Annotated in this window: 8 protein-coding genes and 3 tRNA genes; all 11 read left to right on the forward strand. The window is 45.6% G+C overall.

From position 1 onward, the window contains the following. The first annotated feature begins 23 nt into the window (after window positions 1-23). The 11 genes from AC6RGY_RS09915 to AC6RGY_RS09965 all read left to right on the forward strand — a co-directional run bounded on the left by AC6RGY_RS09915 (window position 24) and on the right by AC6RGY_RS09965 (window position 12,251). Window positions 24-98 (forward strand) — tRNA-Gln (locus AC6RGY_RS09915). Window positions 99-104: 6 nt separating this feature from the next. Beyond that, window positions 105-180 (forward strand) — tRNA-Lys (locus AC6RGY_RS09920). A 17-nt stretch (window positions 181-197) separates the two neighbouring features. Beyond that, window positions 198-272 (forward strand) — tRNA-Gly (locus AC6RGY_RS09925). 150 nt (window positions 273-422) lie between these two features. Next, window positions 423-1,334, forward strand: coding sequence for an arginase (rocF, locus tag AC6RGY_RS09930; RefSeq protein WP_499862508.1), 912 nt, complete (start codon window positions 423-425; stop codon window positions 1,332-1,334). A 69-nt stretch (window positions 1,335-1,403) separates the two neighbouring features. Next, on the forward strand, window positions 1,404-4,181 hold the full coding sequence (gene ppc / locus AC6RGY_RS09935) for a phosphoenolpyruvate carboxylase (RefSeq protein WP_499862511.1): 2,778 nt from the start codon (window positions 1,404-1,406) through the stop codon (window positions 4,179-4,181). Between the two features lie 306 nt (window positions 4,182-4,487). Continuing rightward, a complete protein-coding gene (gene cdaA / locus AC6RGY_RS09940; protein ID WP_499862513.1) occupies window positions 4,488-5,300 on the forward strand; it encodes a diadenylate cyclase CdaA in 813 nt (270 codons plus the stop codon). Then, a complete protein-coding gene (locus tag AC6RGY_RS09945; protein WP_499862516.1) occupies window positions 5,293-6,507 on the forward strand; it encodes a CdaR family protein in 1,215 nt (404 codons plus the stop codon). The genes cdaA and AC6RGY_RS09945 overlap by 8 nt, the downstream gene beginning before the upstream one ends. 25 nt (window positions 6,508-6,532) lie before the next feature. Further along, window positions 6,533-7,867, forward strand: coding sequence for a phosphoglucosamine mutase (gene glmM / locus AC6RGY_RS09950; RefSeq protein WP_499862518.1), 1,335 nt, complete (start codon window positions 6,533-6,535; stop codon window positions 7,865-7,867). A gap of 563 nt (window positions 7,868-8,430) precedes the next feature. Beyond that, window positions 8,431-10,257, forward strand: a complete 1,827-nt coding sequence (gene glmS, locus AC6RGY_RS09955) for a glutamine--fructose-6-phosphate transaminase (isomerizing) (RefSeq protein ID WP_499862521.1) — start codon at window positions 8,431-8,433, stop codon at window positions 10,255-10,257. Window positions 10,258-10,699: 442 nt separating this feature from the next. Next, window positions 10,700-11,281: a type 1 glutamine amidotransferase family protein gene (locus AC6RGY_RS09960; RefSeq protein ID WP_499862523.1), complete on the forward strand. Its 582-nt coding sequence runs from the start codon at window positions 10,700-10,702 to the stop codon at window positions 11,279-11,281. 88 nt (window positions 11,282-11,369) lie between these two features. After that, complete coding sequence (locus AC6RGY_RS09965; RefSeq protein ID WP_499862525.1) at window positions 11,370-12,251, forward strand: aminoglycoside 6-adenylyltransferase; 882 nt, start codon at window positions 11,370-11,372, stop codon at window positions 12,249-12,251. Window positions 12,252-12,293: the final 42 nt, after the last annotated feature.

Consider the following 12,293-nt stretch of genomic DNA (forward strand, 5'->3'; position numbering starts at 1 on the left):
CATCTTACTTAAAAGAAAGCTGTTGGGGTGTAGCCAAGCGGTAAGGCAACGGACTTTGACTCCGTCATGCGCAGGTTCGATCCCTGCCGCCCCAGCCAAAATGCGAGCCATTAGCTCAGTTGGTAGAGCACCTGACTTTTAATCAGGGTGTCGCAGGTTCGAATCCTGCATGGCTCACCATGATTTTTAAATAACATGCGGAAGTGGCTCAGCGGTAGAGCATCGCCTTGCCAAGGCGAGGGTCGCGGGTTCGACTCCCGTCTTCCGCTCCAATATGAAACACCCTTTACCATATGGTAAAGGGTGTTTTGCTATTTCACTTTTTTTGATTGGATACGCTCTATGGTACAATAGAAATATAGGATGAGTGTGAATACAGATTTACATATAGGATAGCTTGATAGATGGAGGCGAATAACATCATGAATAAAGAGAAACAACAATCGATCTCAATTATTGGTGTACCTATGGATATGGGACAAGGACTACGCGGAGTAGATATGGGGCCAAGTGCCATTCGCTATGCTGGTGCGAAAAAGCGTCTAAGTGAGATGGGCTATGAAGTGGAGGATCGGGGTAATATTACGGTTCCCATTCAAAATACATCAACAGAGCAGGATCCAAAACATCGGTATTTGAAAGAAGTTGTAGCGGCCAACGAAGAGCTGGCGATCGCTGTGGCTGATGTGATGGATAAAGGCCGCTTTCCTCTTGTATTGGGTGGTGATCATAGCATTGCGATCGGAACGGTTGCGGGGGTTTCCAAGCATGTATCCAATCTGGGTTTAATTTGGTTTGATGCCCACGGAGATTTGAATACAGGAGATTCATCTCCTTCTGGTAATATCCATGGAATGCCACTGGCCGCTAGCTTAGGAGTGGGTCACCCTGATTTGGTTCAGTGTGGAGGGTTTTCACCTAAAGTGAAACCAGAAAATGTCGTGATCGTCGGTGCGCGTGAGCTGGATCCGGGAGAACAAGCCCTGATAAAAGAGATGGGGATTACCGTCTTCACGATGCACGATATTGACCGTATGGGAATGGGAGCCGTCATGGAGAAGACGATTGAGGTAGTGTCCACTGGTACAGATGGTGTTCACTTAAGTCTCGATTTGGACGGCTTGGATCCAACGGATGCTCCTGGGGTAGGGACCCCGGTTGTTGGCGGTATGACCTATCGAGAGAGCCACTTGGCGATGGAGATGCTGTCTAGTAGTGGTATTTTATCTTCAGTGGAATTGGTTGAAGTCAACCCGATTTTAGATAACGCTAACCGAACGGCAAAAGTGGCAGTAGGGTTAATGGAGTCCATTTTCGGGAAGATAGTATTGTAGACGAAAGATGTGACCCAAACCTTCCTGTTTGGGTCGTTCTTATTTAAAACGTGCATGAGGTGATTTTAGATGGAGAAAGCAGTAGGGAAAGACCCGCATCAACCTCTTAGGCGAGATGTTCGTATGTTGGGAGCTACCTTGGGGGACATATTAAAGCAACAAGGTGGCGAAAATTTGTTCGCACATGTGGAAAGAATCAGAGAACAGACGAAAAATATACGTGCATCCGGGAATGGTGAGCAAATTGGTTACTTGAAGGAAGAGATTGAACAGTTGACACCGGAAATGCGGCGGGATGTTATCCGTGCTTTTGCTCTTTACTTTCATTTAGTAAATATTGCTGAGCAGAACCATCGTATTCGCCGTCATCGGGAATATAAGCGGGCGGATGAGACTCAGGTACAGCCACAATCGATAGAGAGCGCAGTGAAAACCTTGAAGGAGAGAGGAACGACAGCAGAAGAAATCAAGGAGTTATTCCCTTATTTATCATTGGAACTGGTGATGACCGCTCATCCAACAGAGGCAATGCGGCGTACCATCCTGGATTTGCACTCTCGAATTGCAGAGAATGTGATGAAATTAGACGATCCGCTTCTTATTGAGGAAGAGCGTGCTTCGATTCAACAAGAAATTCAAGCGGAAGTGCTCGCACTATGGCAAAGTGATGAGCTTCGTCATCGCAAGCCTCATGTTTTAGATGAGGTACGTAATGGGCTGTTCTATTTGGATGAGACGTTGTTTGAAGTTCTTCCTGAAATACATCGTTCGTTAGAAGCATCTCTAACGCACTACTATCCAGAAGAAGAATGGCATGTTCCTACCTATTTGCGATTCGGGTCGTGGATTGGTGGAGACCGCGATGGAAATCCATCTGTGACACCGGATATTACATGGAATACCCTCGAGTTGCATCGAGAATTGGTTTTAACGAAGTATGAGAAGAAAATAAAGAAAATGGTAGAGATCTTAAGTTACTCGACGCGTCGCATCCAGATTACGGACGACTTGCAACACTCGATTGAAAGGGATCAACAGGAAGTGGCTCTAGAAGACGTTGGGGAAGGGGAGTGGCGAAACGAGCACGAACCTTATCGTCGGAAATGTATGTATATGCTCGCTCGTCTGCGCCATACCCGGACGGGAGAGCGAGAAAAAGGCTACTATGCGAAGCCAGAAGCCTTTAAGAAAGACCTGAGGTTGTTGGGCGAATCGCTGACTGCCCATCGTGCGCATCATGTGGCTGATTTGCACGTAACCCGTCTGATACGTCAAGTGGATCTATTTGGTTTCCATTTGATGACTTTGGATATTCGTCAACATAGTGCAGTACATGAGCAGGCCATTACTGAGATATTAGCGAACTTAGGGATTGAGAAAGCGTATAACCAATTGGACGAAGAGGATAAGATGAAGCGTTTGACGCAATTATTAGCAGATCCTCGTCCGCTGACGGCCTCTTTCATGTCCTTTTCACCGCAGACTGCGGAGTGCTTGCAATTGTTTGCCGTGATTAAGCAGGCCAAAGAGGAGTTTGGGGAAGAAGCCATCCGCAATTATTTGATCAGCATGACACAAGGAACCAGTGACTTGTTAGAAGTTCTGTTGTTAGCCAAGGAAGTGGGGCTCCATCAGAAATCCGAAGAGAAGGCTATCTCTCGTTTGCATGTGGTGCCACTTCTGGAGACAATCGATGATCTCCACCGTGCGGAAGAGATTATGCAGGCCTATTTTGAGCACCCAGCCTATCTCCCCTTCTATAAAGATAAGCACCCTACACAGGAAATCATGCTGGGTTATTCCGATAGTAATAAAGATGGAGGAGTGCTCACTGCCAATTGGGAGCTCTATCGTGCCCAACGAAACCTGACTCGATTAGCCAATCAATATGGTTTGGAAGCGAAGTTTTTCCATGGACGAGGGGGAGCCCTTGGCCGGGGAGGCGGACCGCTCTATCGCAGTATCCAGGCTAAGCCACTGGGCAGTATACTGGGCGGAGTGAAAATCACGGAGCAAGGCGAAGTTCTCTCTTCTCGCTATGCTCAGAAACCGATCGCGATGCGAAGTTTGGAACAAGCGACTTCTGCTTTGTTGTTACAGACAGCGGCGGCTCACTCTGGTAGTGAACAAGGACCATCAGCGGAATGGATTGACTGCTTAGAAGAGATTTCAGAGCAAGCTCGTGTAACTTATCAACATCTTTTATTTGAAGACCCAGACTTCCTTTCCTTCTTTCAGGAGGCGACGCCTCTTCCAGAGATAGGGGAGCTAAAGATAGGTTCCCGGCCGTCTCGTCGGAAAAATAGTCAAGCATTTGAGGATCTAAGAGCGATACCATGGGTGTTTGCTTGGACGCAGAGTCGCTTTCTTTTCCCAGCATGGTATGCCGCTGGCTCAGCTATCCAAACAGTGATGAAACGAGGAGAGCGTGAGCGTCAACAGTTATCCGAGATGTATCAGCATTGGCCGTTCTTCCGTTCCCTCATTGACAATCTACAGATGGCGCTAGCGAAGGCGGACTTTTCGATTGCGAAGGAGTATGCAGGGTTGGCGGTGAATCTTCCCCGTGGAGAAGCTCTCTATCAGCAGATGGAGGAAGAATATAGGTTGACGAAAGAAATGACACTCGGGATTACCAACCAAGAAGTACTGTTGGGCCATGTGCCACCTCTTCGTGAGTCGATTCGCTTGCGTAATCCCTATGTCGATCCGCTAAGTTATATTCAGGTAGGGTTGTTGCGTGAGTTGCGTCAGCTTAGAAAAGAAGAAAAGGGAGACGCGGAGCTACTGGAACAAGTGTTGCTGACGATAAATGGGATTGCAGCAGGTCTGCGGAATACAGGTTGATGAAAGAAGATAAGCAGATACTTTGCTGTTGAGGTTTTAGAGAGAAGCAGGACCCTCATCTGTAAGGAAGAAGTGCATCGGCAGGAGAAAGAACGATTAGAGTAACTTGAAATATAGTTATTCATTCCTTTCTCGAGTGGTTGCCGTGCTGAAATGAAGAATGAGAAAGTTTTGCGGGGCAGTTCTTCTTATCCTTACAGAGAGGTCTTCTTTCATTGGGAGAATAAAAGGGTGTACGTACACGCTGTGTTATAATATATTGGCGAATAAGGAATACCGATTCGAATGGAGTCGGGGAGGCGGCTTATGGGAGTAATAGATGGATTGGGCCAATACTTGAGTATTATTGTCGACATTGCGATTGTAAGCTATCTAATATATAAGTTGCTCCAGCTACTGCGGGGAACTCGTTCCATTCAATTGCTTAAAGGGATCTCGGTGGTTGTTGCAGGCTGGATGTTAAGTGCTTTTTTGCAACTTTCTACGTTACGCTGGCTCATTGAGAATTTATTTGAGTTAGGGCTACTCGTCATTATCATTATTTTTCAGCCAGAGTTAAGGCGAGCGCTTGAACAGCTAGGGAGAGGACGACTGTTCGCTAACCGTAGCTCATTTGGAGAGGAACAAGTGGTGACACGGGTAGCAGGCGAATTAGCTAAAGCTGCTGCTTATCTGTCCCAAGATAAAGTGGGGGCACTGGTCGTACTGGAGCGCGAAACAGGATTATCTGACTATGTTGAAACGGGTGTACCGCTAGATGCGGAGCTGAGTAGCGAATTATTGACGAATATCTTTATGCCTAACGCTCCCCTTCATGATGGGGCTGTCATCATGAGGAAAGGTCGTTTAGAAGCAGCTAGTTGTTATCTCCCCTTATCAGAAAATCCATTTATCAGCAAAGAGTTAGGAACTCGTCATCGAGCGGGTATCGGAATTACAGAGATGTCGGATGCGATTGCCTTGATGGTCTCAGAGGAAACAGGCCATATCTCGTTGGCTATTCATGGTCAGCTAGAGCGTGGTTTAACGGAGGAAGAATTATTATCGCGATTATACGTTGAATTGCGTCCTCCTGAGAAATCATCAAGCTTTTGGAAAAGGGGGGAGAAGCGTGAATAAGTGGTTAAAGAGTGATCGGATATTAAAGTTCGTTGCCGTTGCCCTGGCTATCATGATGTGGGCCATTGTAAACGAAGAATCTCTTCTCCTTCCTAATGATCAAGAACATCCGATGATTATTCGAAATGTAACCTTGGATACGAATTACGATGAATCTCTCTATAAATTAGTTGATGCACCTAAAACTGTTAACTTAAGCTTGACGGGGAGCCGTTCCGCCTTGGATCAGATCTCCCCCACTCAATATCGTGCATATATCAATCTTGAGGGATTGGAGCCGGGAACACATGATGAAGTACCGATCGAACTGGATGGGATACCCAATCGAGTGGAGGCGGAAGTAGATCCAGCCTATGTTTCCATTACCTTAGAAGAACTGCAACAAAAAGAAATGAGTGTTGATGTCACGGTTGTGGGCAGTACACCAGAGGGATACAAAGCGGGTGACCCTGTTTTATCTCCGACCAAGGTGCTGATACGAGGAACGGAATCTCAATTAGAAGAGGTCAAGTCGGTTAAAGCCGTCGCTAACATTGAGGGAGCAAAAGAGACCACTACCAAGTCGGTGGAATTGCAGGTTTACGGAGATGAAGGGCCACTGGATGATTTACAGATCAAGCCGTCGGTCGTAGAGGTAGAGATACCGATTGCGGCACCAAATGCAACCGTTCCGATGACGATCGATATTGAGGATGGACTTCCAAATGGTTACGCCGTTGCTGAGATTGAATCTGCAGAGAAAGAGGTTACGGTATATGGGCCAAAGAGTTATGTAGACGATCTAACAGCCTATAAGGGTCCAGAATTGGATTTGGCCGATGTTACAAGTGACCGTACCTTTGAATTACCCATTCCGGTGCGTGATGATGCAGTGAAAGTGGAACCGGAGATGGTGCGTATTACCGTAAAAGTAGTCTCATCCGAGACGAAGAAGATGGATCGCTTATCGATTCAAACCAATGGGTTAGAGGATGGGCTATCAGCAGAGATTATTACTCCCGCTTCAGAAGAGATGTCGGTCACCCTTGAAGGGGCACCGAAAAATTTGAAGGAAGTGGATAAAGAAGATATCATTGCATATATCGATGTGGCCAATTTAAAAGAAGGAACGTATGAAAGAGCGGTTCAATTTCAATTGCCTCCTTATATCCGAATTCAAGGAGATAGTGAGGTTAAAGCAAAGGTAACCATTAAGAAAAAAGAATGATGATGCGTTAAAGAGGAGGAGCAAGATGGGAAAATTTTTTGGTACGGACGGCGTACGTGGAGTGGCTAATACCGAATTAACGCCAGAGCTAGCATTTAAAATAGGACGTTCTGGTGCTTATCTACTAACTAAAGAAACAGGGAAGAATCATGTGGTGGTTGGACGGGATACGCGTCTATCCGGCGAGATGTTGGAGGCCGCTTTGGTTGCAGGGATGACTTCCGTTGGGGTGAATGTCACCCGCTTAGGTGTACTGACAACTCCAGCGGTTGCTTTTTTGACAACAGAGATGAAAGCAGGGGCTGGGGTTATGATCTCCGCATCCCATAATCCTTTCCCTGATAATGGGATAAAATTCTTTGGAGCAGATGGGTTTAAACTCTCAGATCAGACGGAATTGGAGATTGAATCTTTGTTGCTTCAGCAAGAAGATCAGCTTCCCCGTCCTAGTGGGAGTGAAGTGGGGAGAATCAATGATCGTCCAGAAGCCTTTCACCGTTATTTAGAGCATGTAAAAGCAACGATTGATATGGACTTATGTGGGATGACCATTGTATTGGATAGTGCCAATGGGGGAGCGTCCAACTTGGCTCCGCGTTTGCTCCGGGATTTGGGAGCCGATGTGATTGCCCTTCATTCAAAACCGGATGGGATTAATATTAATGTAGATTGTGGTTCCACCCATCCGCAAAACCTCCAACAGGAAGTGGTTAGTCGCCAAGCGCATATTGGTTTGGCTTTTGATGGTGATGCCGATCGCTTGGTAGCGGTTGACGAGAGTGGACAGCTACTTGATGGTGATGCTATTATGGCGATTTGTGCGAAGTATCTTCAGGAACGAGGAGAATTATCAGGGGACAAAATAGCGGCTACAGTCATGAGTAATATAGGTTTTTTGAAGGCGATGAATCAGTTAGGAATCCAGGTGGAAACCACTCCAGTAGGAGATCGCTATGTGATGGAAGCGATGCGAAAAGAAGAGATCGTCTTTGGTGGAGAACAATCGGGTCATCTCATCTTTTTAAATCATAGTACCACAGGGGATGGCTTATTATCCGCGGTACAATTGCTTAGAGTCTTAAAAGATAAAGGCCAGACACTGGGTGACCATGCGAAGATTTTTACAAAGTATCCTCAGGTACTGGTTAATGTCACCGTTCAAGATAAAGAGGCTTATAAAAAGAACTCCAAAGTTCAAGAAAAGATTGCGGAAGTGAAATCGACCTTGGGAAGTGAAGGGCGTGTCCTGGTTCGTCCATCGGGGACAGAACCCATGGTGCGTGTGATGGCCGAGGGTCCAGATGAAAAGCAGATAAAAGAATATGTGGATCAAATCGCGGAAGCAATCAAACAAACTTAAACAGCTGAAAAAGTATGCGACACGATGAAGAACCTGTCGCTCTTTTTTACGTTTAACATAAAGAGTGTTGTGTGGGAGAGAACAAGAGGCTGAACTCCGATGTCCTGCTTTTTGTCTCTCAATGAACAAGAAGCCTAATCGTTGCATTAGAATGAGATGGGAAAATCCTAACCATAATTTTTATGTTAAGTTAAAGCTATGATGAAAATATATCTCTTTACATTTTGTTGGTTTTCGCATAGGATATAAAACATGGTGTAAAGAGATGCTCATTTTTTAAAGGAGGTGAGGAAGAAAAGAGAGTATAAGCCTACTGTGATTATGTTGAGAAAAGCGCCAGGACTGCGAGCGAAAGCAGTTGACGAGGTGGAGGTTGATCGAAAATTCGGCGGGTACCTCCCGGTCGGTATCGCGGCCGCCGAACTGAAATACAAACGTGTTGGGTGACTGACACGCCAAAAATTTCAGTACGATAAACTTGAGTTTGGGTTGTATAGACGAATGTCCGTTTGAAGAATAAATGTAGACGAGAAGTGTTAATTTGAGAGGGGATGACGGGAACGATGTGTGGAATTGTTGGATATATTGGAAAGCAAGAAGCGCAATCCATCTTACTTGATGGCTTGAAAAAACTGGAGTACCGTGGGTATGATTCAGCTGGTCTGGCTGTTTACAATGGGGAAACAATCGGAATCCAGAAGAAACAAGGTCGCATGGCTCATTTGGAAGGGAGTCTCGAGCGACGTGGGTTACCCGGTACAATCGGAATTGGTCATACGCGTTGGGCGACTCATGGTAAGCCATCCGATGAAAATTCCCATCCACATGCAGATAGTGAGCAAAAATTTGCAGTGGTTCATAATGGGATCATTGAAAACTTCCTGGAGCTGAAAGAAGAGTTAAAGGCCAAAGGACGTACTTTTACTTCGGAAACGGATACCGAGGTGATTGCCCATCTTCTCGCCGAAATGTACGATGGCGATCTCGTTCAAGCGGTGCAAAAGGTCGTTCATAAAATGGAAGGTGCCTACGCGCTCGCCATCACGAGTGAATATGAACCGGACAAACTGGTGGCTGTGCGTTTGGCGAGCCCACTTGTATTGGGATTAGGCGAAGGAGAGAATTTCATTGCCTCTGATATCCCGGCGATCTTAGCTCACACCCGTGAAATGATGATCTTGGAAGACGGTGAGATGGCTGTCTTGACGAAAGATGAAGTAAAGTTGATGAAGACCTCTGGAGAACAGGTGACCCGTGATCCGCTTCATGTTGATTGGGACATTGTCACAGCGGAAAAAGAAGGCTTCGATCATTTCATGCTCAAAGAAATCTATGAACAACCCAAAGCGATACGCGATACGCTTGCTAGTCGCATCAAGGGTGGAGTGGTTGATCTATCTAGTGACCTTTCTCTATCCGATGAAGTGATTCAGGGGATCGACAAGATTCATTTTGTCGCTTGTGGCACTGCGTATCACGCAGGCATGGTCGGAAAATACGTGATGGAGAAACTGACGCGTATCCCAGTGGAAGTGGACGTGGCTTCTGAGTATCGTTATCGCGACCCGATCATTACCGAAAGCACGCTGGTCGTTGTGATCAGCCAATCGGGCGAAACAGCAGATACGTTGGCAGCGATGCGTGAAGCGCAGAGCCAAGGAGCAAAAGTAATTGCGATTACCAATGTAGTGGGAAGTACGGTAGCACGTGATGCGGATGATGTACTGCTTACCTGGGCTGGACCAGAGATTGCGGTGGCATCGACGAAAGCCTACACTTCGCAACTGGTGGCAATTTATCTCTTGGGTCTTTATCTGGCGCGAATTCGTGCCACGCAGTCTGAAGAAGACATCAAGAAAATGGTGGATGCTTTGCTTGTCCTACCGGAGAAGGCAGAGGCAGCTTTAGCAGATGTCAGTGATCTGAAGGCGTTTGCCAATGAAATCGCTCGTCATGAGAATCTTTTCTTCATTGGACGGGGTCTCGATTTTGCTGTGGCATTGGAAGGATCGCTCAAGCTAAAAGAAATTACCTACATTCACTCAGAAGCTTATCCAGCAGGTGAGTTGAAGCACGGGACTCTCGCCTTGATTGAAGAAGGCATCCCAGTGATCTCACTTGCGACACAGGATTCTGTGTACGATAAAATGGTGAGCAATATTGAAGAAGTCAAAACCCGTGGAGCCCATGTGCTCGGCATTACAGGTGAAGGGGATAGCGAATTAGACAAAACGGTGGACCAAGTGATCACTGTTCCTAGCACCCTGCCCCTGTTTAGTCCAGTACTGACAGTGATCCCACTTCAATTGATCTCCTACTACACCTGTACAGCACGTGGATTTGACGTCGATAAACCACGTAACCTCGCGAAGAGTGTAACGGTGGAGTAAAGATTAGAAGAAGGCAATCGTCCGCTTGTTGGATGGCGAAAAATATGGAGTACCAAGTAAGAAAGTTATTTACTAAAGCTGTTACTATGAGATAATCATGGTAACGGCTTTTTCTATGAAAATCTCCACTTAGTGAAACTTGATTTTGCTAAGTGAAAAAACCGTCGTTGAAGACATGGGTGAAAGCTCCCCCTAAGATTGATTGGAAGATGGGCAAGCGGTTTCTCCCTGAGAGACTCTGAGCCGTGGATCAGGCAACGATAGGAGATGCCGCCCACCCATCAACCACGCTATGAGACAACCAGATGCTCCCATGTTGATTGCTTTCATTCGGGCGTGTGGCACCAACCTTGTTGCATACATTGACAGAAGCTCAGGGATTAAAAATATTGGGAAAAATGTCTATAAATCATGGAAAATAATGAAGGTGAGTGGAGAATAGATGAAAAAAGTATTGGTTTTTATTACGGATGGTTTTGCCGATTGGGAAGCTAGCTATGTGACCGCAGAGTTGAATAAGCCAGGAACAGGCTTTCAAGTTCAGACTATCGCGATTGACAAGGACCCTAAAGTTTCAATGGGTGGATTTACGGTGGTTCCAGATTATCATTTGCAAGACTTCTCTTTTGAAATGGATTTTTCCATGTTGATTATTCCTGGAGGCACGGGGTGGAGAGATGAAAAGAATCATCAAGTAAAGAAACTGGTGGAGTATTGCTTTAAAGAAGACATTCCGGTTGCAGCCATTTGTGATGCAACCACTTTCTTAGGGAACCACGGATTTCTTGATCATCGTAGACACACAGGAAACTCACTGCCATATTTAAAAGAAGGGGCGCCTCACTATAAAGGGGATGAAAATTATATTGAAGCACAATCGGTGAGTGAGGGCTGTCTCATCACTGCTAATGGAAGTGGCGCCATTGAGTTTTCAAGAGACATTTTAAGTAGATTGGGTGTTTTAGAAGGAGATGATTTAAAAGAATGGTATGAGTTATTTAAAAAAGGGTTTATTAGAACGTAGTTTTTCTTTAAAGTCGACTGTGAAAAAATAGATGCTAAATGAATGAAAGCCAATGAGCTAGAACGGTATTAGATAGCGGGGTACTCTCATGCGAAGCGAAAAAGATATGTTTGGCTTGATTCTAGGAGTAGCAGAAAAGGATGAGCGGATTCGAGCAGTCTATATGAATGGTTCGAGAACCAATCCGCATGTCCCGAAGGACATTTTTCAGGACTATGATATCGTCTATGTGGTAGAAAAGACGGCTTCCTTTATCGAAGATAAGGGATGGATTGCGGTATTCGGGGACCTACTGATGATCCAAGAACCAGATAAGAATGATCAGTGGGCGGGTGGTACGGCTGATTTTAATCGATCTTACGCCTACTTAATGCTCTTCGCCGACGGAAATCGGATGGATCTGCGCCTGCTAACCAAACAGGCAATGTTAGAGGAGTATCAGAATGACAAACTGACGGTTCCTCTACTAGATAAAGATGGTTGTCTTCCAGAGATTTCTTCACCTACAGATCTGGATTATCGCGTAAAGAAACCGACAGAGGGAGAATTCGCTGGCTGTTGCAATAACTTTTGGTGGTGCCTACAAAATGTAGCCAAAGGATTATGGCGAGATGAACTTCCTTATGCGAAGCTTATGTTTGCATATGTGATTCGTGCGGAGTTGGATAAGATGGTTTCGTGGTGGATCGGGATGCAACAGGATTTTCAAGTTTCGACCGGAAAAATGAGCAAGTACTTTAAGACATACTTGCCAATGGGATATTGGGAGAAGTATAAAAGTACGTATTCGGATGGCGATTTGGAGCACGTATGGGATGCTATCTTTGTTGCTTGTGAGCTATTTCGCACACTGGCGAACGAGGTAGCTGACTCTTTTTCTTATTCTTATCCGGTAAATGACGATACCAACATGACGAAATTTCTCCACCATGTAAAGACCTTGCCACCTAATGCAAAAGAAATCTTCTAAGTATAACAGAGAGAAGAATGCGATATATAAAAAAATGTTTCC

This window comes from Mechercharimyces mesophilus (assembly GCF_059818345.1).

What these genes read in the sequence shown, in the direction of transcription:
- cdaA (WP_499862513.1), top strand. Translation starts at nt 4,488, where the DNA reads ATGGGAGTAATAGATGGATTGGGCCAATACTTGAGTATTATTGTCGAC.
- ppc (WP_499862511.1), top strand. Translation starts at nt 1,404, where the DNA reads ATGGAGAAAGCAGTAGGGAAAGACCCGCATCAACCTCTTAGGCGAGAT.
- glmS (WP_499862521.1), top strand. Translation starts at nt 8,431, where the DNA reads ATGTGTGGAATTGTTGGATATATTGGAAAGCAAGAAGCGCAATCCATC.
- AC6RGY_RS09960 (WP_499862523.1), top strand. Translation starts at nt 10,700, where the DNA reads ATGAAAAAAGTATTGGTTTTTATTACGGATGGTTTTGCCGATTGGGAA.
- AC6RGY_RS09965 (WP_499862525.1), top strand. Translation starts at nt 11,370, where the DNA reads ATGCGAAGCGAAAAAGATATGTTTGGCTTGATTCTAGGAGTAGCAGAA.
- glmM (WP_499862518.1), top strand. Translation starts at nt 6,533, where the DNA reads ATGGGAAAATTTTTTGGTACGGACGGCGTACGTGGAGTGGCTAATACC.
- rocF (WP_499862508.1), top strand. Translation starts at nt 423, where the DNA reads ATGAATAAAGAGAAACAACAATCGATCTCAATTATTGGTGTACCTATG.